We start from the raw sequence: 23594 nt of genomic DNA, 5'->3' as shown, positions 1-23594 counted from the left end.
CACTTCTCGTCAAAAAACGTTATGTATGGTCACGCACATACCCTTCGATACTTACTAACAATTTATGTCCTTTTCATCCAAAAAGATGAAAAAATTGAATCGTCTAAATTTCAACAACTCCAATTATACGTCATGAATCGACGCAATGGTATTACATTTATATTTCAAAACTTATAAATAAAAGGTAAATAGAACAATCAAAACCGAAAAACGTGCCTTTATACCCTTATTTTTTAAATAAAATTTAATATAATGCGTTTTCATACTATCTAAAAGTCTTTTTCTACATATAAAAAAACAAAAAAACCTTGTCGATTAGACAAAGGTTTCAAAGGTTTTATTTTTTCTCTGCAAGCCATTTTGCTACTTCTTTTGCTTGCTTCTCATCTACCATACCGCTTGGCATAGAGCCTTTACCGTTTTGCGCAATATCTGCGATTTGGCTTTCATTATATTTCTTCCCTACTTCTTTCAGGCTTGGTCCGCCTCCGCCAGATAGGTCTTTCCCATGACAGCCAATACAGTTTTGCTGATAGATCTCCTCACCACTGCTCACAGATGAAGCACTTTTGCTGCCTTCTTTGTCACTGCTGCTTGAATTTCCTCCACAAGCCGCGAGAACAAGAAGCATCGCTGCAAATAGCATCGTTAATCCGCTTTTTTTCATCTATTTCCCTCCCTTACAATCATTTGGTCAACGCTATTATATCCTTGTTTAAGCCCTTTTAAAACCCTCACCAAGCACCTCTTTTGCATCCATCACGATGACAAATGCTGATGCATCGATTGCTTTCACCACTTGTTTCAACTTTGTGAATTGTGACTGCCCAACGACACACATCAAAATCGGGCGGTCATGATCGGTATATCCTCCGACTGCTGAGATCTTTGTCACACCGCGGTCAATTTGATCAAAAACCGCCTGTCTGACCTCATCTTCATGCCCTGTAATGATCATTGCCATTTTTGAATGACTGAAGCCAGCCTGTACCACATCGATCGTTTTACTAGAAATAAACACACCAATGACCGCGTACAGCCCCTCTTCAATTCCAAAGACCGTCATCGCAGCCAGAACAATCAAGCCATCCATCATCGCTAAACAGGTGCCTAGCGTGAGTCCTGTGTACTTATTGATGATTTTAGCAGCGAGTGCCGTTCCACCCGTTGATCCATTCCCAAGGAACACGAGCCCTATTCCGATCCCAATGACCACACCGCCAAAAATAGCCGCCAGCAGTGCTTCGTGTGTGACAGGTGCAATATGTCTTGTGACAAACACCATGAAAGGTAAAAAAATCGAGCCAACGAGTGTTTTCACTCCAAATGTACCGCCTAATAAATAAAAGCCAGCGATAAACAGTGGAATATTGAGCCCCCATTGCACATACGCCGCTTCAAAGCCGAATGACTGCATGATGGTACTAATACCGCTCACACCGCCTGCTGCGATCTGATTCGGTAATAATAACGTATTAAATCCAATCGCCACGATGGCTGATCCGATTAAAATGAACAAATAATTTTTCACTTCGATCCAAAATTGTGAATGTCTCTGCTTCATGTCTTTCTTCCTCCGTTACTTCTGAATGCACACCTATTTTAAGCCCTCTTAAAACGATTGTAAATAACAGCCAAATGCAGTGCTAATGGATTAATACTTTATCACACAGACGGATCAGCGCACTTGCCGGTTGGCATAGGAGTAAATGATGGTATATTTAATATGTACATGAGAAAGAAGGGGCATGCGATGAAGAAAATACTGAAGATAACAGGTATGACATTACTTGCACTGATCATCTTAGCTTTTGGTGCTTTCTATACATGGAGCCGCTTTACATATGGACCATCAGAAGCATTAAAAAAACAGGTCAACATTGAGCAAGTGGAACATAAAAACAATGTTTATACATTTGAAGCAACAAAAAGTGATACTGGCATCATTCTCTATCCTGGGGCAAAGGTGGAACCACTTGCGTATGCCTATATCGGGGATACGCTGATGAAAAAAGGCTACTCTGTCTTTATCCCTGACATGCCATTTTCCTTTGCGATTTTCAATCCAAACAAAGCGCAGGACATCATCAAAGATCACCAAACGATCAAACACTGGTATATTGGCGGACATTCACTTGGCGGGGCAGCTGCCGCTATGTTTGCAGAAAAAAATCAGAGCAAGCTCGATGGACTCTTTTTCCTAGCATCTTATCCAGCATCAGATGACCTGAAACAATCTTCATTGAAAGTCCTTTCTATTTCAGGTGAAAAGGATGGGCTGGCCACACAAGAGAAAATCAAGAAATCGAAAGCAAATCTGCCGTCTCAAACTGTTTATCATGAAATAAAAGGCGGGAATCATGCGCAGTTTGGCATGTATGGCAAACAAAAAGGGGATCAGCCAGCGGACATTCCAGCCCTGTCGCAGCAAAATGATCTCATCCAGACAATGCTTGACTGGCTGAAGCCAGCAAAAAAGCTCCCATAACGGGAGCTTCAGCGTGTAGACAAACCCTCGCATTCTTTGTCAGTCCTGCGCGTTGGTGCTCACGAATGTTCAATTCGCTCCGCGCCAATGCTCGTCTTTCCTAGACTTCAAAGGTTTTCTATCACGCTGAAAAGAAGACAAAGAGCTAAAATAAAGATCATTTTAGCCCTTTGTCAACAGTCTGAAAGCTCCCGTAATGGGAGCTTTTATTATTATCTTTTCGTCACTTCTAAAAATTCTTCAGCATCTGCTACAGCCAAACGAATGGCTTCTTCCCAAAATGCTTTTTGAGTAAGATCAACACCTAGATGCTTTTTGGCTAAATCTTCTACTGTCATTGAAGCAGTATCTTTTAATAATGCAATGTATTTCTCCTCAAACGATGTACCAGCCTGCAATGCTTTTGCATAAATTCCTAACGAGAACATGTATCCAAAGGTGTATGGGAAATTATAAAATGGAACATTCGTGATATGAAAATGCAGCTTAGACGCCCAGAAATGCGGATGGTATTCATCTAATGAGTCACCGAACGCTTCCTTCTGCGCTTCGACCATCAATTCATTCAACCGATCAGCCGGCACTTCTCCTTTTTTACGCTCTTCATAAAAGCGCTGTTCAAATAAGAAACGAGATTGAATGTTCATGAAGAATGCTACACTGCGCTGCAGCTTATCCTCTAACAGGCTGAGACGCTCCTCTTCATTTGCCGCTTCTTTTAATGAAGCATCAGCTACAATCATTTCTGCAAAGGTCGACGCTGTTTCAGCTACATTCATTGCGTATTTGCGATTCAGAATGCGAACATCCTGCATCACTTCCTGATGGAACGAATGACCAAGCTCATGTGCTAGTGTCGCCACATTGGATGGACTTCCTGAGAAAGTCATAAAAATACGTGATTCTCCGCTGTCAGGGAAATTTGTACAAAAGCCGCCTACCCGTTTGTTTGGACGATCCTCAGCTTCTACCCAGCGTTCATTAAAGGCTTTTTCTGTAAAAGCAGCGAGCTCTTCTCCAAATCCAGCGAAATGTTTCACAATAAAAGCAGCTGCTTCTTGATAAGGATAGATTTTGGTCTCACTCCCGATAGGAGCCCCAACATCGAACCAGCTCAGCTTATCAACTCCAAGCATGTCAGCTTTTCGGTGTAAATAATCAATGAATGGCTGCTTATGTTCATCAATCACAGACCACATTGCATCAAGGGTTTCTTGTTTCATACGGCAAATTTCAAGCGGCTCTTTTAAAATGTGCTCCCAGCCTCTTGCTTCATACACTTGCAAACGAAAGCCAGCAAGGTGATTGAGCGTACTAGCAAATAAATGTTCATCCTGCGTCCATGCATGCTCTAGGTTGTGGTAAACAGCCTTTCTGACTTCACGATCTGAATCATCCATCGCATTTTCTGCTTGGCCTACAGAGATCATCTGTGTTTCTCCATGCTGTTCAAACGGAATGGTAATTTTATTCACTAAGCTGGAATAAAGCTCATCCCACGCATGGTACCCATCTACAGCCAGCTTTTGAATCAGCGTTTCTTGTTCAACAGGTAATTGATCCTTCACACGGTCTCTCCGCTCATTTAATATGTAGCGGACATCTGAAAAGGCGGTTGAATTCATCAGTTCTTCCCACTTGTTTGCTGGGATAGCAGCAAGCGCTTGATCAAACAGTGCAAGGATGGTTCCTAAATCAGCTTCCAGCTTGGCAATCGTACCTCGAAGGCTGCCTGCTTTCATATCCTTCGTATTTTGAGCTTGGAGGCAGGTTACAAATGAACCTGCTTGAGATAATTTTTTATATGTAGTTTCATACGTGTCAAGGACAGACGTTAATTTGCTTTCAATGTGTGTATCTTCTTTTGAAAAGGCATTCACCTTTTGTCGTAATTCATCTAATAGCTGCTGAATATTTTGCAGGTATGTCTTAAATTCTGGTGAAGAACTGCCTCCTTTAAAAAAGGTATCTAAATCCCACGTTTCTTGCAATGGTGTTAATCCCAAAATATTTCCCCCTTTATTTGCTAATTTCATCATACAAAGGATATAGAATCAGTATGTCGTATGTATTCCTTTATATTCATTATATTTTCTCACAATTAAAAAAACCCGGCAAGAAGCCGAGTTTTTATGATAATTTCGAACGCAGGTACGCATCGATAAATGAATCTAAATCTCCATCCATCACCGCTTGAACATTTCCCATCTCCGTATTGGTTCGATGGTCTTTCACAAGAGAATAAGGGTGGAATACATAAGAGCGGATTTGGCTTCCCCAGCCAATTTCTTTCTGCTCTCCTCTGATTTCATCCAATTCTGCCTGCTGTTCTTCGATCCGTTTTTGATAAAGTTTCGATTTCAGCATTTTCATCGCACGTTCTCTGTTTTTAATTTGTGATCTTTCTGTTTGGCATGTCACGACGACATTCGTTGGAATATGTGTGATACGAACGGCAGAGTCCGTCGTATTCACGTGCTGCCCGCCAGCTCCACTTGCACGATACGTATCTACCTTGATATCCTCTGTCCGAATATCAATATCAATTTCTTCATTGAATTCCGGCATGACATCACAGGAAACGAAGGATGTATGTCGGCGGCCAGAAGAATCAAAAGGAGAAATACGAACCAAACGATGGACACCTTTTTCAGCTTTTAAGTAACCGTACGCGTTATGCCCTTTGATGAGCAAAGTCACAGACTTAATTCCTGCCTCATCACCTGGAAGGTAATCAAGCGTTTCGACCTTAAAGCCTCTGCGCTCTGCCCAGCGAGTGTACATTCGCAGAAGCATAGAACCCCAGTCCTGTGATTCAGTACCGCCTGCACCTGGGTGAAGCTCCAGAATGGCATTGTTTTTATCATAAGGTTCGCTTAAAAGAAGCTGCAGCTCAAATTCGTTAAACTGCTTCGTTAAGTTCTTCAGCTCTTTTTCAAGCTCTGCATGAAGCTCCTCGTCATAATCTTCCTTTAATAAGTCATGCGTCATTTGCAGCTCTTCATGCGATTCACTGAGCTCATGATAGGAATTCACAGAATCCTTCAGTGCATTGGCTTCATTGATAACGCCTTGAGCCTTTTGCTGATCATTCCAAAAATCAGCCTCTGACATCGTCGCTTCAAGCTCTGCGATTTTGGCCTCTTTTGTTTCTAAGTCAAAGAGACCCCCTAAAATCAGCTAGCCTGCTAGCCATATTTTCAAGCTCTTGTCTAATTTCTACTAATTCCATATCCTTCACCTCATAGATGTATGGGGGCTGACATGAATAGAAAGAGGTTTTCACCTCTTTCCATTACTTATTCTGTCTTCCCATGACAATTTTTATATTTCTTGCCGCTTCCGCAGTGACATGGGGAGTTTCGTCCAATGTCTACGACTTTACGTACCGGCTTCTTCTTCACTGTCTTCTCCTCATCGCCCTCTTGCGGCTGATGAGCCGTTGTTTGACCTTGAACCACTTCTTCACGTTCTAGGTTGTTTTGGATTTCTGATTTCAAGACATACTTGGCCACATCATCTTCAATTGAAGCAACCATATGCTCAAACATCGCAAATCCTTCCATTTGGTATTCACGAAGCGGATTCGTTTGTGCGTACGCACGTAAATGAATACCTTGACGCAGCTGATCCATTGCATCGATATGGTCCATCCACTTCGAATCCACCGCACGAAGAACGATGACTTTTTCAAATTCACGCATTTGTTCTTCGCCAAATGTTTCTTCTTTTGCATCGTATTTTTCTTTAATACGATCCATGATGAAGCTTGTGATTTCATCTGCTTCTTTACCGAAGATATCTTTGACCGTAATGGCACCTTCGTCTAAATAGTTCGTGTTGATTAATTCAACAAGACCATCTAGTTTCCATTCTTCAGGCAGCTCTTCTTTTGGCGTATAAGATCCCACAGCACGCTCAATTGAAGATTGGATCATATTGATGACAATTGATTTTAAGTTGTCAGAATCGATGACTTCAAAACGCTGTTTGTAGATTACTTCACGCTGTTGACGAAGCACATCGTCGTATTGCAGAAGCTGCTTACGGGAATCAAAGTTGTTCCCCTCTACACGTTTTTGAGATGATTCAACGGCTTTAGACACCATTTTACTTTGGATTGGTGTAGAGTCATCCATGCCAAAGCGGTCAAGCATCGCCATCGTCCGCTCTGCACCAAATCGGCGCATCAATTCATCTTCCATGGAGAGATAGAATTGGGTAATCCCTGGGTCTCCTTGACGTCCAGAACGTCCGCGAAGCTGGTTATCAATACGACGGGATTCATGACGCTCTGTCCCGATAACAGCCAGACCTCCAAGTTCTTTTACACCTTCTCCAAGCTTGATGTCTGTACCACGTCCTGCCATGTTTGTTGCAATGGTCACAGCACCTTTTTGACCAGCCTCTTCAATAATTTGTGCTTCACGCTCATGGTTTTTTGCGTTTAACACTTGATGAGGAATGCCTTTATTTTTAAGCAGCTTAGAAATAAGCTCAGATGTCTCAACTGCTACTGTTCCGACAAGAACTGGCTGCCCTGTCATATAGCGCTGCGCAACATCCTCAGCCACTGCTTTAAATTTACCATCCATTGTGCGGTAAATTAAATCAGGTCTGTCATCACGAACCACTGGTTGGTTGGTCGGGATTGACACAACCTGCATGTTGTATATGTTACGGAATTCTTCTTCTTCCGTTTTTGCTGTACCAGTCATACCAGATAATTTTTCATACATACGGAAGTAGTTCTGGAACGTAATTGTTGCTAGTGTCATGCTTTCGTTCTGCACTTCAAGACCTTCTTTTGCCTCGATGGCTTGATGCAGACCTTCACTATAACGGCGTCCTTTCATTAAACGTCCTGTGAAGGAGTCAACGATGACTACTTGGCCTTCTTCTACCACATAATCCACGTCTTTTTGCATCGCAACATGTGCCTTCAGCGCCTGAGCGATGTGATGGTTCAGCGCGACATGTTTGACATCAAACAGGTTCTCAATGCCGAATGCTTTTTCCGCCTTCGTCATTCCGCTTTCAGTCAGCTGCACACTTTTTGTTTTAATATCATACGTGAAATCATCTTCGATTTTTAATGTGCGGACAAATGCATTGGCTTGTACATAAAGCTTTGTTGATTTCGCAGCTTGTCCTGAAATAATAAGAGGTGTTCTCGCTTCATCAATTAAAATGGAGTCAACCTCATCGATCACGGCATAATGAAGCGGTCTCTGAACCATTTGCTCTTTGTAAAGCACCATGTTATCTCGTAAATAGTCAAAGCCGAGTTCATTGTTTGTTGAATACGTGATATCAGCGGCGTACGCTTCTCTTTTTTCATCTTTGTCTAAGCTGTTTAAGTTTAAGCCGACTGTTAAACCAAGAAACTCAAAAATTTTGCCCATTTCCTGCGCATCACGGCTTGCCAAGTATTCGTTGACTGTCACGATGTGGACGCCTTTTCCAGAAAGAGCATTTAAATAAACAGGCATTGTTGATGTCAATGTTTTACCTTCACCTGTTTTCATTTCAGCGATGTTACCTTCGTGAAGCGCGATGCCCCCCATGAGCTGCACCTTAAACGGGAACATTCCTGTTACGCGGCGGGATGCTTCGCGAACCGTTGCAAATGCTTCAATCAGCAGGTCATCCACGGATTGTCCTTTTTCAAGTTTTTCTTTAAATTCAATCGTTTTATTTCGTAAAGCCTCGTCAGATAATTTTTCAAAATCTTGAGCGAGAGCTTCGATTTCATTTGCCTTTTTTTCATATCGGCTGATCGTACGTTTCGTAGGATCAAACACTTTGTTTAAGATTCCAAGCATATAATAACGCTCCTCTATTTCATGCAATTTTTCGGCATGTCCAAAAGTTTGACAGGTCCATATTTACCTGCATTTATCATACCATACCTTCTTTCATTTCCAAAGAATTTGCCATAATTTCGCACAAAAAACCCGCCCCTAATGAAGGGAACGGGTTTACTTTATTTAGGTTGTTTTTAAATCAGCATCAACTGATATTTAAGCGTTTGGCTCAATGAGTCCATATTTACCGTCATTTCGGCGATAAACCACATTGGTCAAATTTGTCTCAGCATTTGTGAAAACGAAGAAACTATGACCTAACATGTTCATTTGGAGAATGGCCTCTTCACTATCCATCGGCTTTAAGTTGAAACGTTTTTGTCTGACGATTTCTGTTTCATCAATCTCTTCGTCATCTTGAACTGCTACTTCAGCCGTACCATTTCCTCCAGCAAATAAGTGCTTTTTGGCACCTTGCTCGCGGAATTTACGGTTTACTTTTGTTTTGTGCTTTCTAATTTGACGTTCTAATTTACTGGCTGCTAGGTCTACTGCATTGTACATATCCTCATTATGCACCTCAGCTCGAAGTGCTAGATCAGTCATTGGAATGGTAACCTCAACTTTAGATTCTTGATCGTTGTAAAACTTCAAGTTCACGTTGACTGAAGCATCTACATCTGTCTCAAAATAACGCTCCAGCTTTCCAATTTTTTTCTCGACATGATCTCTTAGTGCAGGTGTTACGTCGATGTTTTCTCCTCTGACATTGTAATTCATGTAAAGAACGCCTCCTTTAAAATTAAGGATATGTAAACCTATTTCTACTTTTCCCTCCTTTTCTCCTGCTCAAACGTAAAAAAAATGTGAATATTTATTGAAATTTGTCGAATTTTGCGGTGCTTCAACTGTTGCTTGATAGGTGATGAATATATATTCGGCTGATTCTTGAAAAAGACCAGCGCACATTAAATGGTAAAAGATGAAATCGATGTTTTCAGCGATTGAGATAAGGATTTTAAATCCTCCGCAGCGGCTTTCATCTCTTCATTGGCAGCTAATGATTCTTCAACAGCAGCAGACATGTACTCTGTTTCTTCTGAGTTTCGTTTCGCACCTTCTTCAATGACACCAACTGTTTGAGAAATTTCCTCTGTACTAGCAGAAATTTGTTCTGCAGTGGCTGACAGCTCTTCTGCTTTCATTGAAATATCACGAATAGATTCCAAGATTTCATGGAAGCTCTGTTCAGATAATTGTGATACCTTTACACCCTCTGCTACATCCCGCTCGACCTTCGTCATCGATTGTGATGACTTTTCTGTATCTTTGTTCACGTTTTCGAGTAATTGACTAATTTGATCTGTCAGCTGACTAGATTCTTCTGCCAGTTTTCTCACTTCATCTGCTACAACTGCAAAGCCTCTTCCATGCTCTCCTGCCCTTGCTGCTTCTATAGCTGCGTTTAAAGCAAGCAAATTCGTCTGGTCAGCAATGGCATGGATATGACCTAACAGATCTTGAATGCCTGTAAACTGCGCTTGCACATGGGTCATTGTAGAATGGTGTTCATTCACAGACTCTTTTATAGAACTCATTTGTTTCACAAACTGTTGAATAAGGGCCGCGCCCTCTTCAGCCTTTTCAGTCACTGAAATTGAGTGACCCGAAACATCGGATGTGTGTACAGCTGCATTTTGCATGCCAGTCGACACTTCCTGAATGGCGGATGCTACTTTTCCGACCGCATCTGATTGTTCACGTGAAGCTTCACTGACCTGTTCAATCGAGCTAGATGTCTGCTCACTAGCCGATATCGTTTGACTGATGGTTTCCTCAAATTGAGCAGCAGAATCAGCAAGCTGTCTTGATCCGCTTTGCACCTGCAAAATAAGCTGACGCAAATGAGCCGTCATTTGATTAAAGGCTGTGCCGAGTTGACCAATCTCATTTTTAGAGGTCACTTCAATCTCTTCAAGGGTTAGATCACCATCTGCCATCCTTTTTGCGGCATTTGTGACAGAAACAATTGGTTTTGTCATGCGATGAACAAATCTGATCCCAATCACCAAAAGGCCAACAATAATCGCTGCACTGACCAAAATGAGTGTAAGCAATAATTGATTACTATCTTGATTGAGCTGATTGATTTTTTGATCACGTTGTTTTAGCTGATTTTGAGCGAACTCTTTTGTAAAGGTATGTATTTCTTGTTCGATAGGTTGTAATTCTTGACTGAGGCGGGTGTTGAATTCTTTTTGATTTTGCATATTTAATGAATTAAATAATCGATTTGTTGAGGTGTAGTAGAGATAATTTTTTTCTGAGATTTGATCTAATAGATTTTTTGCTTGTTTGACCGTACTCATTTTCGAAGCTTCTGCTGTTTTCTTATTAATATCTTCATATGTTTGCTCAATTTTCTGCAAATTTTCAGCATCTTGCACGACGACATATGTTTTAATCTGTGCTTCCTGCTTTTGAAGAAGCGCTTCTAATTCCAGCGAGGTCTGATAAAGCTTCACTTCCTTGCTTAATAGCGCTTTATAGGATTGATCTGTTTTGTAATAGAGAAAGCTTGAGAATCCTAACATACTGACAAACAATACACATATGACAATAAGCCCAAATAAAAATTGATTTTTTAGTCTCATAATTTCCTCCGAATGGTCTGAATTGGACAAAAATTAATGAATGACATACGGCCTCATACAGGCATGTATTTCATCCATCCACTTTCTATATTCAGGTATAAAGTATGTTTTCAGGAATGATTGGAAGTGATTTGAAGGGAATGTATAGAAAGCTAGTATATCAAAACTTAAAAATATTTGATCAAACGAACGAATCGTTTTGGCAAAGTGTTCATTTTCAATAATTGAAAGCAGAAGAGGATGTGTTGTGTCTAAATGAAAGAAGGCATGGATCAGATCATTAAAGATCCGATCCCCTTCTGTTTTGTCAAAATCCTTCTCAATTTCATCTAAATAGTTTAGACTCTCTTCTATCGTGTATAGAAGTTCATAATATGTGGTTAATAAAATATAGTCATTTGAACGATACGCCACAGGTCTCACCTATTTATTTCCGTTTATCGTAGTATACGCCGTCACTCGTTATGGGCTGGTATGGATTTTGATAATTCAGCTGTTTTGTTTTCTTTTTTTGAATGGCTTGAATATCTGCTTTTATCCCATTTTGGATAACCGTTAATTGTTTCGCCATCTGTTGATCTGTTTGGATGATTTCTCGGATTTTCTCTTTTTCTTGATCCGTCAATTCATGCTGTATATCTCTCATTAATTCGTCTCTCTCAATTAAAAAGGCATCAAAGTCTTCAACAAGTGTCTCACTTTGCGGATTTTCCGCTATTTCGGTTGCCATTTTTAATGTTTGATCATGCAGCTGGTCCACAATACTCATAGAGAACCCCCGATAGAGTGGTGACGGCCTTTACGATCGGTTTGAATGACTTCCTTCCACGCATCACGGAAATCAGTTACGTACTCTTCTACTTCATTCAATATCTCTTCGTCATTTTGAAGATTGGCTTCTATCAGTCTGCGATAAATGTAATCATACATACTTGCCATACTCTTTGATACGTCATAGGAACGATTTAAGGTGACATTTAATTCTTGAATGATGTTTTGAGCCTTTTTTAGGTTCAAGTTTCTCGTTTCTGCATCCTCTTTTTGAATGGCATGCTTCGCTATTCTGATGAACTTTAAGCAGCCTTCATAAAGCATAAGCGTCAACTCGGCAGATGTTGCGGTCTCAATAGAATTTTTCTGATAGGCGGCATAAGGGTTCTGTATTGCCATATGTTATAAACCTCCAATTATTGTCCAAGCAGTTGAGAAAGGTAGCCAGATTGGTTGTTTAGCTTTTGAATTGCACTATCCATGGCGTTAAACTTCGTATAGTAACGGGCTTCAACCATCTTCAAACGGTCTTGGAACGTACTCATTCGTTTGGTCAAAGAGTCAAGGTCCTTACCAAGTCCGTATTCCTTTAATTCCATTGTTGTGCTGCCAGCCTTTTTTTGAATGCTCTTCGAAAAGTCTGATAAGGAATTTTTGACACGATAGATAATTCCTTGTTCTTGATATTGCTGCTTCGCTTTGTCTTTATCCTTTGAATCCACATTTAAACTACCCGATATAAACATTTGTCTGACCTTCTCCGGGTCTTCTTCAATGGCTTTCTTTAATTTCTCTACTCCATTACTATCCTTAATAAATTCAAGCTTTCCGCCATCTTTATAGCTGGATGATGTCGAAATACCGATTTGTGTGAGTTGAATTTTATTCCCATCACTTGTCGTAATATTAGCATACAAATCACTTCTTATTTTAGAGGCACCAGATCGTAAAATGGAATCACTTCTCAGCAAGCCAGACTTCGCGGTCGTTTCCCATAGCTCTATTTCTTTTTCAGACATCGCTTTTTTCTCTTCAGCCGTTAATGGATGATAGTCTCTGTTTTTCTTTTCATTGACTTTACCATTAATCTGTTCAACGAGCTCATTGTATTTATCAACAAATTGCTTAATTTTATCATATATTGCATCCACATCTGTTGAAACGTTTAAGCTGACGGGCTGATCCGTTGTTGCTTTAAGCTCGTACGTAATATCAGCCTGTGTGAAAGTATTGTTGTTATTTTCCATTTTCAGACCATTAATCTCGTATTGCGCCTTCTTTCCTTGAGTAGTCGCAACTAATTTGTTATCTCCATCTACTTGGAAGCCTAATTGCGTTAAAAATGAAGCCGAATTGCCATCAGCTGCTTTAATACTGACGCCTTCACCCGTTGTCCGAGAAGTAAGAGCAATTGTATCCACGTAGTTAGTGCCATCAGAGATTTGGCCTTTGTAAGCCGTCACACCTAATTGAGCGTTGTTTAGCTTTTTCACGATGTCATCGATTGTATCGGAATCAGAAGTATTGATCGTCACCATTTTCGGTTTTGTTGAATCTGGTGTCGTCACTTCAAACGTAAACGTGCCATTTGCTGGTGTAAATCCAGATGTACCAGAGGATTTGAAGACAGAAGCTGTCGCTAGTTGAGTGACATGAATAGAGCCAGAGGTCGCATTTGTTGATCCAGTTGCTGTGACAGCAGATTCATTAGAGCTTGTCACCTTTTTGGCGCCATATGTACTTGGACGCGTTAAGTTTAAACTGTTGATCAAATCATCTAATTCTTTAATTTTCGAGTTAACCTCGCGATAGCTGTCTCTTTGCCATTCAAGTGTTTGTTTCTGACGCGTCATTGTATCAAGTGGTGCTTGCTCCGTTTTCATCAGCTTTGATACGATTTCATCAATATCGAACACATTTGAAAATCCAGTAATACGATTGACCATTATTTATGTTCTCCCTTCATTTACATTCTTTTATCTACAAATAAACCGACAATTTCTGTCATTGCTGCATAGAAATCAAGCCATTCCTTGGAAGGAATTTCTCTAATCACTTCTTCTGTTTGGTTATCTACGACTTTGACATAATATTCATTGAGTTTTTCATGTAATTCAAATTGAAGATGAAATTGAGTAGGTTCAATCAGCTTGTTTGCGCCTTGAAGCGTTTTTTCAATTTCTTCTTTTGAAACAGTCCTACCATTTGCTTGTGAGTCAGAGTTTACATTGTCATTCTGGTTATTAGAAACACGGGTTTGAAATGCATCGATAATTGGCTCTAATGATGTCAACTTACCAACAGACATAGTTATTCAGCTCCTGTGCTTTAATCTATCTTTTATATCGGCTTTGAATTTGTAAATTAAATATAGATGGACCGATTTGTTAAAGTTTCCTATAGATCATGAACATCTGTATCGAAACGCTTTCACACGGAGAAGGACAGCTGAATGCGATAAAAAAATCCTCACTTTTTTTGTGAGGATAATTGAGAGAGAAGATCTAAGGATAAACTCGCTGCACGATTGTTCTCTTCTTGAATAGACAGGTACACTTCTTTCCTGTGAATATCGATGTGCTTAGGAGCCTCAATCCCGACTTTCACTTGATCGCCTTCGATTGAAATAATCTTGACTTCAATATCATCGCCTATTTGAATCGACTGGTTTAATTTACGAGACAGCACTAACATGAGGATGCCACCTCTAACAAATGTTTTGTATGATAGGCTGAATCATGCAAAATCACCTGCTTGGCTTTCATGTTTTTCCGGTTCACAATAATAGGCGCTCTTAAATTGGCTGTTGTTTTTTCAATAGAAGATTCCATTGTTAAAATAACCATTACTTCCACATCATTGGCTTCTTCTACTTCCAGAATGTCTACAACCGTTTCGTCTAAATCAAATTCGTATTGATTGAAGAATAAAAACGGGCTGCTGACGATAAAACCTAATGCCGAGTTATTTAATGATTGAAGAACTAAAAATGGAGACTCTTCTGATAAAGGCAAAATGACAAACTGTTTTTGATCCAGAAATCCTGGTATCCCGTTAGAGAAGTGAATGATTTGCTCCTCTTTGATTGTCACTTCACCATGGTATTTTGTTTGAATGATCATAATTCACGACCTTTTTCGTTTTTCTTAACTATACCTTATCACCATTTTGGCCCGTTTCGTCAACTTCTATTTTTAATTCTGGATATTGTAACATATCAATATTGACCTTACCTGGCTGGTAGTTAACGATTGGTTTATGAGGTGTGGCCTCTATGATAGCTTTTTGCGGCTCCACATCAATTTGAAGCTCAGAAGGCTGATAGTGAATTTTCACACTAAAGAATGAAGGTATCACACCAATGGTGAATTGTTTTGCTGGGGGACTGCCATTGATTTTGGCAAACTCAGCAATCGCATTCCCACCATTCTCGATCTTGATGAGTTCACTTCCTTCTTCCGCTCTGCGACCCATTCCTTCTCCAACAGCACGCTTCCCCTCAGCTGCCCATTCCTCAGAACGTCTAAAAATTGACTTGATGTCCATATCGGCAAACGCCTCGGTTTGATCAATGGTTAATTTCGACGGTGTCCTTTTGATATTCATGACAGCTCGTGGCTGCTGAATCTCAAGATCAGCTTGTGGCTGCTCTACTTCTTGCCGTGAAGGAGTTGTCGACATTTGAAGCTTTGCATAGGTTTGCTGCATTAACAATCTAGGGATTTGCATATGTTCACCTCCATGATGCAAAAAAGCACCCATCGGATGCTTTTTATTATCTTAAGAAATCTACAAGGGATGGCTGAATGACTTTAGCTGTTGTCGCTAAAGCAGCTCTATTCACCGTCTCTTGTTGAAGAAGATCAAGAATTGCCTTTTCACTTTCAACATCTTCATTATCTGATTTAGCATTTTTCAGTACTTGGTATTGTGAAGTCAAACGACTTCCTACTAAGTCAACACGATTCGAACGCGCTCCTAGGTCGGATCGCTCAGCACTCATCACTTCTTTGAACTGATCGATACTTCCTAGTGCATCATCAGAATTCGCAAACGTTCCATTTTTCAATGAGTTTTCTAAATCAGTCAGCATTTCAATGACATTTTGACCGTTAGCCTGTCCGCCAAACGCTGAGATTGGATTTGAGTTTACATTTAAAGTGATACCATCAGAAATATTCGCTTGAACAGCATTCGCATCTGTATAATTTTCGAAGTTAAATGTATACGTTCCGTCTGCATTCTCAACAACTGGTTTAACATTTGTATTTGTCCCATTAAATACGAACTTACCTAGCATTTGAGTGTTCATTGCATCAATGATTTGATTCTTCATCTGGCCAATTTCCACTCCGATAGCTGCTAAATCTTCGGGCTGCTTTGTTCCATTTGCCGCATCAAGCACTTTATCTCGTATATTTGACATAATATCAATGATTTCAGTGACACTTGTTTCAGATGTATCAATCCAGTTTTGTGCTTCATTTAAGTTATTTTTATATTGTTCATTTCGAAACAAGGCAGTACTATATTGAAGGCTTTTTACTGCTGCAACAGGATCATCAGACGTTTTTGTAAAACGTTTGCCTGTTTGTGCCTGTTCATTAATTTTAGAAAGTTTTTCATAACTTTTACTAATATTTCGAAGTGAGTTTTGAGAAATCATACCTTGTGTGACTCGCATCCGTTATCCCTACCTTCCTACGACACCCATGCCGTTTATGACCTTATCCAATACTTCATCTTGTAATGTCATAATTCTCGCAGCCGCATTATATGCATGCTGGAATTGGATCATATTCGTCATTTCTTCATCAATGGAGACAGCGCTAGTCGACATTCTACGTTCATTGGCTGAATTGACAAGAGCAGCTGAACTGCTTTCAAGCGTCATGTTCTTTTTCCCTTGTACCCCCATCTCAGCAATAACATTTTGGTAATAATCCTGAATTGTCGTTGTATTGCCGCCGATTGGTAACTTTAAGTCTTGTATATTAGCTAATTTCGTAGCATTCGAACCGTCACCTTGAGTTTGATTGAGAGATGCAGCAATATTATCTGTTGATGCTAAAATGACATCGCTCACTTTAATACGAGCTGCCAAACCTTTATTCAATTCATTGTTATTTTCGATATCAAAAAAGTCTTGTCCACTTGCACCATTTAACGTGTACCCCTGCTTATGTACATCGTTAAATGTATCCATGAATACTTTTGCTACTTCATCCAGCTCTGCAAGCATATCTGGATACATGCCTTTTTCAGCACCGTTTGACATGTAGCCATAAGCCTCAACAAGTGCTTTTACTTTACCGTTCACTTGTAATTGATCCGCTGCAATTGTTGTTGTTCCAAATTGTAGTGAGTTAACAAGTCCCGTTGTATTATCATAAGAGATTTGCAGTTCAGACTTTTCGTTCGTAATACCATTCAAAATGTTTCCAGCAGATTGTCCATTTGCACCGATAATGTCGATGTTGACAGTTCCTTCAGCAATTTTGAGTGCATTACCGCCAGGAGGATTGTAGCTGACCTTAATATCAACAAGTGAGGATAATTGATCGACCAAAGTATCACGTGTATCATAAAGATCATTTGGAAGATATCCATTTGGCTCAACTGCTGCAATCTGTTTGTTCACTTCATCTATTTGAGATAAAAGAGTGTTTACATCTTTGGCTGTTGAATCGAGTTCCGTTTTTAAATTCTTTTGTATCGTTGTTAAAGAGGAGTTGAGCAGACGGAATTGGTCAACTAAAGCCTGTGCACTTGTTTTAACAACTGTACGTGCAGAAGCTGTATCAGCATTTTTTGATTCCGATAAGACCTGTAATGATTTCCATAGATTATCAAAAGCTCTGTTCAAGCCTTCATCCGTCAAATCATTCATAACCCCTTCCATCTGTGAAAGAGCATCTGACTTCGTTGAGTAGTAAGATAAGTTATTATTATGATCTCTGTATTGTAGATCTAAAAAGCTGTCTCGAATTCTTTCAACCGTTCCAACTTGTACGCCAGTCCCCATTTGGCCATACGTCTTGCCGTCATAAACCGAAATGACTGGATAAGGATTTTCTGCTTTAAAGGTCACTCTTTGTCTTGAGTAGCCCTCCGTATTTGCATTGGAGACGTTGTTTGATGTGACATAAAGCCCTGCACGCTGGGCTGTGATTCCTCTTTTTGCCGTTTCTAGTCCCATGAATGTAGAACCCATTGGTATCCTCCTTGTTTACGCCTTTGAATCAAACAAAGCCCTTTGCTGTTTAGGCTTTGAACTCTCAAGACCATTTTGTCCGTAATTCATATTTTCTTTATTAGGGTTAACGAGATCGAATGTCAGTGAAATAAATTGAAGTGACTGCTGAATAAGCTGCTTGTTCAGTTCATTTACATCTTTTAGTTCCACCATGATGTCATTTAGTTTCTCATATAATGAAATGAGCTCTTCTTGATCTGTACCTTCAGCCTTTTCGATACATGCAGTGATGGTTGGTGATTGATCACTTTGTAAAAATTGAACGGTCGCTTCAATTCGTTTTTCTTCTAATTGAGAAATGGCCTGAATATACTTTTGCTCTAAATTCAGGACCTCTGAAAGAGCATCAATCTCATTGCTTTTCAGCATTTCTGTTTTATCCTTAGACAACTTTAAAAGCTGTTCATGCAATCCATAGAGACGATGCAGTTCTTCAATAATTATTTTAACTGACATTCACGCTGCTCCCTTTTGTTATTGTTGTTTATAAAAATTCAGCATTTTATCTGCAATACCTTTTGTATCTACTTGATATGTTCCGGCTTCAATGCTTTTTTTAATTTGGTCAATTTTATCTTGGCGTTCTCTCATAATATTCGGCACCTTTTGCATTTCGATTGCCTTTTTAGAAATTTCGACTTTATCAGTTGATTTAGCTTGATTCGATTGCAACGTTTGTTTCTCATATGTTTTCTTGTAAGGATTTACTGGTTGTGTTCCATATCGATTAATTTTCACGGGATTCCTCTCGCTTTCCGTTACAGTCTGTCTTGATTCTATCCATTTTATCGACCAAACTGCAACTTAGTTTAGGGAATCAGTCGTTTTTAGGATTAATGGCATAATAGGTGTCTTTTTTCCTAGATTCAATCTCCCTTTTACGCTCCTCTTCTTGGTTCATTTGGCTGATTTGCGAATGAATATCCTGTTCACATTGGCTGCATAGCTTGTTTTTCCTGATCGCTTTGCCACATCTTTCACAAGGATAATTAATATTTGGAAATTGACTAATTTGCAGTCTTTTCAAACGAATAAATTTCAAGATTAATTCTTCATCAACTTCTGTTGCTTCTACTATTTCAGCGATGGTTGATTGTCTATTGCTTTGTTTTCTCAAGAATTTATATACGATATCAAAAGAACGTTCTTCTTCTTCAAAGCATTTGTTACAAACCGTTTGGATGGTGGTTTTTAAAAATAGCTGATTACATTGTGGACAGTTTGCCAATTGATTCATAACCAAAACCCCTTACGTTATTTTCTTTTCTTATTATCGGTTAATTATCATGATTTTTAACTACGTATCAACGTAAAAGAAGAAACACTTTTAGCACCTGCGTCTTTCAAAATTCTTGCCGCATCATAGATGGTTGCTCCCGTTGTATAGATATCATCAACTAATATAATATCCCTTTGAACAATCGCATCTGTTTGCTTTATTTGAAACAATCCTTTTTGATCTAGGCGTTCATTTTTCTTTTTTTTAGACTGCTTACTTTGATGTATTTTCACGAGTGGCTGCAATATTGGCTTATCTAGCAAAGAAGCGATTATCACGGACTGATTAAATCCTCTTTCTTTTAGTCTTTCATGACTTAAAGGAATCGGTATCAGCAATGGGTCTTTTATGCAGAAGGAATGTTTAAATGCTGCTTGTACATCTTTTTTAAACAGCTCAGCTAAAGCCGTATCACCCCGAAATTTAAAGCGGGCAAGGACATCTTTCATCAACTCGTTGTAAGTATAAACTGACCTATTTTTTACAAGGATTTTAATAGAATCAGAGCGTTCATTCCATCTGTTACAGTCCTGGCACAATTGGCCATTTGACTGCGCCCTTCCGCATGTTGGACAAATAGGACGCTCAATCTTTACTAAGTGATTCTTACATGCTACACAAAGGCGATCATCATTTAATAGTAGGAATGATTTCCATGTAAAAGCAGGCACAAAATGTCCCTCGCAAATTTGGCAAATCAATAGGATTCCTTATTCAGCAACAGACGATTTTCGCACCTTGGAAATGCAGAGACCTTGGAAGTTGCTTCTGTCAGAATGACCAGCATCGCAGTATTCTTCTGTTTATCCACCATCTCAGATTTACTGTAGGATATTTTATCGATATCTGTTATATATTGTGGTTTCACTTGATTCAGTGAAATCGCTAATACATCTTCCATACACTTTTCACAATGACAAATCATGTTTAATTGGTTGAGATATTGATTGAGAATTTCCTTGAGTAGTATTTCTTTTGCATTGAGTAGCATATTTGTCTCTCCTGCCATTTGTGTATTGTGAATATAATGTACCATGATTTAGTTGAACCCACACCGTTTTTCAGAAAACTCTTTTGCAGCCGTATCATTCATTTTTGCGATATGCTTCTTTGCTTGTTTCATACTTCTCGTTAAACCAAAATGAAAAAGGAAAACATCTCCTGTACAATAATCCGGGTGTCTGCCTACCCGTCCAGATATCTGGACAAGTGCACTCTCTGTAAAAATAGTAGATTCCGAACCTAGTACCCCCACTTGAACATTTGGAATTGTTACGCCTCTTTCTAGAATAGTGGTTGTAACTAGTACATCGTATACGTAATCTCTAAAGTGCTGAACCTTTTGTTTCCTATCCGGATCATCGGCAGATACCCCCTCCACGTTTAAGGATTGTTCTCGAAGAATCTTCGTTACCTTCTTCATGGTAGCAATTGAAGGAACAAAAAGTAATATTCTTCTCTTATTTGCAATATGTCTCTGCATCCAATTCATCACTTTAGGGGGCAGCTGGTTCTTTTTTAATTTCTTTTTCCAATGACCGATCCAATGAAAGGTCGGTACGGGTAATGGTTGCTCGTGAAAACGCAAAGGAATTTTTATCGCTTCCAGTTTTCCACGAGCAACCTCTCTCGTCATTTTTTTAGAGGGTGTCGCACTTAAATAAATCCTAACCCCTCTGTTCTTTCTCATCGCCTTTAGAACAGCAAATTGGAGACGCTCATCCATTGAATAAGGGAAGGCATCGACTTCATCTACAATGAGCACATCAAAAGCATTTTTGTATCTCATCAGCTGGTGGGTTGTGGTGATCACAAGCGGTGTTATTTGAAACCTTTGAGAACTGCCTCCGTAAAGTACGGTAATTGTCACCCCTTGAAATGCTTTTGTAAGCCGTGGTTCGAGTTCAAGCACTACATCTGTTCTAGGTGTCGCAATACAGACACTCATTCCTTGATTTAACGCATATTCGATTCCGTGAAAAAGCACTTCCGTTTTCCCTGCTCCGCAAACCGCCCAAACAAGTAGATCAAATTTGTTTTTAATAGCTTCAATCATTCTTTCTGACGCTCTTTTTTGTCCTTTAGACAGCTCTCCCTGCCATGTTAATTCGGCTCGACATGTTTCTACCATTTGTGGACCTGTCCATTCATAAAGAAACCCACATTCCGTTGCTTTTCCCATCATGATGCATGATCTACAGTACACACAATCCTTTTGACACACTTCACATGGAGAATGAGCGAAATACCGCTTGTGTGATACACCGCACCGGCAGCATGTAAAACCATTTGCTTTCCTCTCAATGGCTGGAGACCGATTGACTAAGCCCTTCTCCTCCAGCCAATCTAAATTGGACTGTGGGCACTTTGTTTCAACGGTGAGCAGATGACGTGAATGCAGCTGCCGCATTAGTTCCATTGCTTTGTCCATATTCAACATTACCAAACACCTTTCAATTGATGTTCGGCTATTATGCACAAAGACATGACATTTCGTCCAACAGGTAAAATAGAAAAACAAAACCCCTTTTCCATAAGAAAAGAGGTTTTTTAGGAATTATCTAATCACCCAGCCAAGGGCTAAAGAACCTTCACCTAGATGGGTGCCGATTACGGCACCAAAGTAGCTTTTATAAAATTCAACATGAGGGTATTTTTCTGATAAGTGCGCAATTAATTCTTCTGCTTCTTCTTCTCTATTACCATGTATCAGTGTTGCTCTCATCGGAACACCACGTGATGCATCTTCATCAAATAATTCAAAAATACGTGAAATGGCTTTTTTACGTGTGCGAATCTTCTCAAAAGGAACAATTAGCTTGTTGTCAAAATGCAAAATAGGCTTTACCTTTAAGAGGCTTCCAATAAAAGCCTGAGCACCATTTAATCTGCCGCCTCTTTGCAAATGAGTTAAATCGTCTACCATAAAATACGCCCGCTGACTTTCTTTCAGGTAATTTAGATGTGCTAACACTTCTTCTAAAGAAGCACCTTCTTGGATTTTTTCAGCAGCTTCTAACACATAAAAACCTTGTGCCATACAGCTTGTTTCTGTATCAAACGGGTAAATATCAATCCCGTCAACTAGATCATTCGCTGAGACCGCACTATTATACGTTCCGCTAATTCCACTTGAAAGGTGGATACTAATCACGGCGTCGTATGTTTCACTTAGTTTTTCATATAAGGCTATTAATTCACCGAAAGCAGGCTGAGAGGTTGTTGGAAGATCTTTGTGTTTTTTGATTTCTTCATAATATGTCTTCCAGTCCATTTCTATTTCTTCACGGTATGATTCACTGCCAAAGATGACGTTAAGGGGGATCATATGAATATTATGTTTATCACGCAGCTCTTGTGGTAGATAAGCAGTACTGTCTGTTACAACGGCTATTTTCATTCTTAAATACCTTCCTTATTCGTTAAGTTACTCTTTTTTATTTTAAAAGAATGATCATTTTTTCATTAGATTTATAATAGTAATCAAAAAAGCCTGCCTAATCAATAGGCAAGCCTGCTATATCCGAAAAAGACTCCTTACCCTGTCTATCATTTCTCTCCACCTAAAATGTGAGAGAATAAAAACAGGCGAAAAAGGAGTACTTGTCCGGAACATTATCTCATTTCTACCCAGCCGTTTTTAATAGCTACAACAACAGCTTGTGTACGGTCGTTTACATTCATTTTTTGCAAAATGTTACTCACGTGGTTTTTAACTGTTTTCTCACTAATAAAGAGCGATTCACCGATTCCTCTGTTGCTCTTTCCGTCAGCTAACATTTGAAGAACTTCACATTCACGTCTAGTTAAGATATGAAGTGGTCTACGAATTTCAGGATATACCTCATGCTGTGGATGTGCTGAAACGCCGCTGGTTGCCAAGCGTCGGAATTCATTTACTAAATTATGAGTGACTTTCGGATGTAAATAAGAGCCTCCGTCAGCTACAACTTTCACTGCTTCGATAAGTGTGTCTGCATCCATTTCTTTTAGCAGGTAGCCTCTCGCCCCTGTTTTCAATGCATGTGTTACATAGTTTTCATCGTCATGAATAGATAGAATAATGACTTTTGATTCGGGATAAAGCTCAACAAGCTGCTTTGTAGCCTCAACACCATTTACATTCGGCATATTAATGTCCATAATGACAACATCCGGATGATAGTGTTCTACGATACGTGCAGCTTCGTCACCGTCGTCTCCTTCTGCAACTACTTCAAAAGTAGGTTCAAAATCTAAAATCCGTTTGACACCTTCACGGAATAATTGGTGGTCATCAATAATTACAATATTTACTTTAGTCACAAGCTACGCCTCCCCATGTTTATTGTTCTACACC

At 39.6% G+C, this 23594-nt stretch carries 26 protein-coding genes; 1 reads left to right on the top strand and 25 read right to left on the bottom strand.

Features of this window, described 5'->3' with window-relative positions; genetic code table 11:
* Positions 1–337 precede the first annotated feature (337 nt).
* Together cccB and ASE42_RS03315 are read right to left on the bottom strand one after the other, a co-directional pair.
* Complete coding sequence (gene cccB, locus ASE42_RS03320; protein WP_024423602.1) at positions 338–667, bottom strand: cytochrome c551; 330 nt, start codon at positions 665–667, stop codon at positions 338–340.
* A gap of 48 nt (positions 668–715) precedes the next feature.
* The gene (locus ASE42_RS03315; protein ID WP_056765676.1) at positions 716–1564 is read right to left on the bottom strand and encodes a YitT family protein; all 849 of its coding nucleotides are present in this window, start codon (positions 1562–1564) and stop codon (positions 716–718) included.
* A gap of 189 nt (positions 1565–1753) precedes the next feature.
* On the opposite strand from ASE42_RS03315, the gene ASE42_RS03310 reads away from it, so the two are divergent.
* Entirely contained in the window at positions 1754–2488 is a 735-nt protein-coding gene (locus ASE42_RS03310; protein WP_056765674.1) for an alpha/beta family hydrolase, read from the top strand.
* 212 nt (positions 2489–2700) lie between these two features.
* Here ASE42_RS03310 and ASE42_RS03305 read toward each other — a convergent pair whose 3' ends face one another.
* The 23 genes from ASE42_RS03305 to degU all read right to left on the bottom strand — a co-directional run bounded on the left by ASE42_RS03305 (position 2701) and on the right by degU (position 23560).
* A complete protein-coding gene (locus ASE42_RS03305) occupies positions 2701–4494 on the bottom strand; it encodes a M3 family oligoendopeptidase (protein ID WP_025093973.1) in 1794 nt (597 codons plus the stop codon).
* A gap of 124 nt (positions 4495–4618) precedes the next feature.
* A protein-coding gene (gene prfB, locus ASE42_RS03300; RefSeq protein WP_098677688.1) for a peptide chain release factor 2 occupies positions 4619–5720 on the bottom strand; the annotation gives its coding sequence in 2 pieces (ribosomal slippage) (positions 4619–5647 and positions 5649–5720; 1101 coding nt in all).
* A 67-nt stretch (positions 5721–5787) separates the two neighbouring features.
* Positions 5788–8313 (bottom strand): preprotein translocase subunit SecA, encoded by a 2526-nt coding sequence (gene secA / locus ASE42_RS03295; RefSeq protein WP_056765673.1) that lies wholly within the window; start codon positions 8311–8313, stop codon positions 5788–5790.
* Between the two features lie 198 nt (positions 8314–8511).
* Positions 8512–9075, bottom strand: coding sequence for a ribosome hibernation-promoting factor, HPF/YfiA family (hpf, locus tag ASE42_RS03290; protein WP_024423608.1), 564 nt, complete (start codon positions 9073–9075; stop codon positions 8512–8514).
* Positions 9076–9263: 188 nt separating this feature from the next.
* Entirely contained in the window at positions 9264–10949 is a 1686-nt protein-coding gene (locus ASE42_RS03285) for a methyl-accepting chemotaxis protein (protein WP_056765672.1), read from the bottom strand.
* Positions 10950–10982: 33 nt separating this feature from the next.
* Positions 10983–11363 carry a hypothetical protein gene (locus tag ASE42_RS03280; protein ID WP_024426250.1) on the bottom strand — a complete coding sequence of 127 codons (381 nt, stop codon included), beginning with the start codon at positions 11361–11363 and terminating at the stop codon, positions 10983–10985.
* 13 nt (positions 11364–11376) lie between these two features.
* Positions 11377–11718 carry a flagella biosynthesis regulatory protein FliT gene (gene fliT / locus ASE42_RS03275; RefSeq protein WP_056765671.1) on the bottom strand — a complete coding sequence of 114 codons (342 nt, stop codon included), beginning with the start codon at positions 11716–11718 and terminating at the stop codon, positions 11377–11379.
* Positions 11715–12119: a flagellar export chaperone FliS gene (fliS, locus tag ASE42_RS03270; RefSeq protein ID WP_056765669.1), complete on the bottom strand. Its 405-nt coding sequence runs from the start codon at positions 12117–12119 to the stop codon at positions 11715–11717. The genes fliT and fliS overlap by 4 nt, the downstream gene beginning before the upstream one ends.
* 17 nt (positions 12120–12136) lie before the next feature.
* Positions 12137–13666, bottom strand: a complete 1530-nt coding sequence (locus ASE42_RS03265) for a flagellar hook-associated protein 2 (protein ID WP_056765667.1) — start codon at positions 13664–13666, stop codon at positions 12137–12139.
* A 20-nt stretch (positions 13667–13686) separates the two neighbouring features.
* Positions 13687–14028, bottom strand: coding sequence for a flagellar protein FlaG (gene flaG, locus ASE42_RS03260; RefSeq protein ID WP_024426252.1), 342 nt, complete (start codon positions 14026–14028; stop codon positions 13687–13689).
* Positions 14029–14189: 161 nt separating this feature from the next.
* Positions 14190–14414 (bottom strand): carbon storage regulator CsrA, encoded by a 225-nt coding sequence (gene csrA, locus ASE42_RS03255; protein WP_008360181.1) that lies wholly within the window; start codon positions 14412–14414, stop codon positions 14190–14192.
* On the bottom strand, positions 14408–14842 hold the full coding sequence (gene fliW, locus ASE42_RS03250) for a flagellar assembly protein FliW (protein ID WP_056765665.1): 435 nt from the start codon (positions 14840–14842) through the stop codon (positions 14408–14410). Before fliW ends, csrA begins: the two co-directional genes overlap by 7 nt.
* A 28-nt stretch (positions 14843–14870) precedes the next feature.
* Positions 14871–15449, bottom strand: coding sequence for a DUF6470 family protein (locus ASE42_RS03245; protein WP_024426253.1), 579 nt, complete (start codon positions 15447–15449; stop codon positions 14871–14873).
* A gap of 46 nt (positions 15450–15495) precedes the next feature.
* Positions 15496–16404 carry a flagellar hook-associated protein FlgL gene (gene flgL / locus ASE42_RS03240; protein WP_024423617.1) on the bottom strand — a complete coding sequence of 303 codons (909 nt, stop codon included), beginning with the start codon at positions 16402–16404 and terminating at the stop codon, positions 15496–15498.
* A gap of 9 nt (positions 16405–16413) precedes the next feature.
* On the bottom strand, positions 16414–17934 hold the full coding sequence (gene flgK / locus ASE42_RS03235; RefSeq protein WP_024423618.1) for a flagellar hook-associated protein FlgK: 1521 nt from the start codon (positions 17932–17934) through the stop codon (positions 16414–16416).
* A 15-nt stretch (positions 17935–17949) separates the two neighbouring features.
* Positions 17950–18432: a flagellar protein FlgN gene (locus tag ASE42_RS03230; RefSeq protein ID WP_024423619.1), complete on the bottom strand. Its 483-nt coding sequence runs from the start codon at positions 18430–18432 to the stop codon at positions 17950–17952.
* Between the two features lie 18 nt (positions 18433–18450).
* A complete protein-coding gene (gene flgM / locus ASE42_RS03225; RefSeq protein ID WP_024423620.1) occupies positions 18451–18714 on the bottom strand; it encodes a flagellar biosynthesis anti-sigma factor FlgM in 264 nt (87 codons plus the stop codon).
* 79 nt (positions 18715–18793) lie between these two features.
* Positions 18794–19213, bottom strand: a complete 420-nt coding sequence (locus ASE42_RS03220) for a TIGR03826 family flagellar region protein (RefSeq protein WP_024423621.1) — start codon at positions 19211–19213, stop codon at positions 18794–18796.
* 56 nt (positions 19214–19269) lie between these two features.
* The gene (locus ASE42_RS19025; protein WP_235566668.1) at positions 19270–19926 is read right to left on the bottom strand and encodes a ComF family protein; all 657 of its coding nucleotides are present in this window, start codon (positions 19924–19926) and stop codon (positions 19270–19272) included.
* Between the two features lie 26 nt (positions 19927–19952).
* A complete protein-coding gene (locus ASE42_RS03210) occupies positions 19953–20246 on the bottom strand; it encodes a late competence development ComFB family protein (RefSeq protein WP_025093967.1) in 294 nt (97 codons plus the stop codon).
* A 48-nt stretch (positions 20247–20294) separates the two neighbouring features.
* On the bottom strand, positions 20295–21692 hold the full coding sequence (locus ASE42_RS03205; protein ID WP_321164567.1) for a DEAD/DEAH box helicase: 1398 nt from the start codon (positions 21690–21692) through the stop codon (positions 20295–20297).
* A 120-nt stretch (positions 21693–21812) separates the two neighbouring features.
* Positions 21813–22655, bottom strand: coding sequence for a DegV family protein (locus ASE42_RS03200; RefSeq protein ID WP_024423625.1), 843 nt, complete (start codon positions 22653–22655; stop codon positions 21813–21815).
* A gap of 215 nt (positions 22656–22870) precedes the next feature.
* A complete protein-coding gene (degU, locus tag ASE42_RS03195) occupies positions 22871–23560 on the bottom strand; it encodes a two-component system response regulator DegU (RefSeq protein WP_008348273.1) in 690 nt (229 codons plus the stop codon).
* Positions 23561–23594: the final 34 nt, after the last annotated feature.

The organism is Bacillus sp. Root920, from assembly GCF_001429445.1.
In the GTDB taxonomy this organism is placed as follows: Bacteria; Bacillota; Bacilli; order Bacillales; family Bacillaceae; genus Bacillus; species Bacillus safensis.
This window is presented reverse-complemented; position numbering and strand designations above follow the sequence as displayed.

What these genes read in the sequence shown, in the direction of transcription:
- ASE42_RS03310 (WP_056765674.1), top strand. Translation starts at nt 1,754, where the DNA reads ATGAAGAAAATACTGAAGATAACAGGTATGACATTACTTGCACTGATC.
- flaG (WP_024426252.1), bottom strand. Translation starts at nt 14,028, where the DNA reads ATGTCTGTTGGTAAGTTGACATCATTAGAGCCAATTATCGATGCATTT.
- ASE42_RS03245 (WP_024426253.1), bottom strand. Translation starts at nt 15,449, where the DNA reads ATGCAAATCCCTAGATTGTTAATGCAGCAAACCTATGCAAAGCTTCAA.
- ASE42_RS03315 (WP_056765676.1), bottom strand. Translation starts at nt 1,564, where the DNA reads ATGAAGCAGAGACATTCACAATTTTGGATCGAAGTGAAAAATTATTTG.
- ASE42_RS03285 (WP_056765672.1), bottom strand. Translation starts at nt 10,949, where the DNA reads ATGAGACTAAAAAATCAATTTTTATTTGGGCTTATTGTCATATGTGTA.
- csrA (WP_008360181.1), bottom strand. Translation starts at nt 14,414, where the DNA reads ATGTTAGTGCTGTCTCGTAAATTAAACCAGTCGATTCAAATAGGCGAT.
- flgK (WP_024423618.1), bottom strand. Translation starts at nt 17,934, where the DNA reads ATGGGTTCTACATTCATGGGACTAGAAACGGCAAAAAGAGGAATCACA.
- ASE42_RS03200 (WP_024423625.1), bottom strand. Translation starts at nt 22,655, where the DNA reads ATGAAAATAGCCGTTGTAACAGACAGTACTGCTTATCTACCACAAGAG.
- hpf (WP_024423608.1), bottom strand. Translation starts at nt 9,075, where the DNA reads ATGAATTACAATGTCAGAGGAGAAAACATCGACGTAACACCTGCACTA.
- fliT (WP_056765671.1), bottom strand. Translation starts at nt 11,718, where the DNA reads ATGAGTATTGTGGACCAGCTGCATGATCAAACATTAAAAATGGCAACC.
- ASE42_RS03220 (WP_024423621.1), bottom strand. Translation starts at nt 19,213, where the DNA reads ATGAATCAATTGGCAAACTGTCCACAATGTAATCAGCTATTTTTAAAA.
- ASE42_RS03230 (WP_024423619.1), bottom strand. Translation starts at nt 18,432, where the DNA reads ATGTCAGTTAAAATAATTATTGAAGAACTGCATCGTCTCTATGGATTG.
- cccB (WP_024423602.1), bottom strand. Translation starts at nt 667, where the DNA reads ATGAAAAAAAGCGGATTAACGATGCTATTTGCAGCGATGCTTCTTGTT.
- fliW (WP_056765665.1), bottom strand. Translation starts at nt 14,842, where the DNA reads ATGATCATTCAAACAAAATACCATGGTGAAGTGACAATCAAAGAGGAG.
- ASE42_RS03210 (WP_025093967.1), bottom strand. Translation starts at nt 20,246, where the DNA reads ATGCTACTCAATGCAAAAGAAATACTACTCAAGGAAATTCTCAATCAA.
- flgL (WP_024423617.1), bottom strand. Translation starts at nt 16,404, where the DNA reads ATGCGAGTCACACAAGGTATGATTTCTCAAAACTCACTTCGAAATATT.
- fliS (WP_056765669.1), bottom strand. Translation starts at nt 12,119, where the DNA reads ATGGCAATACAGAACCCTTATGCCGCCTATCAGAAAAATTCTATTGAG.
- ASE42_RS03265 (WP_056765667.1), bottom strand. Translation starts at nt 13,666, where the DNA reads ATGGTCAATCGTATTACTGGATTTTCAAATGTGTTCGATATTGATGAA.
- secA (WP_056765673.1), bottom strand. Translation starts at nt 8,313, where the DNA reads ATGCTTGGAATCTTAAACAAAGTGTTTGATCCTACGAAACGTACGATC.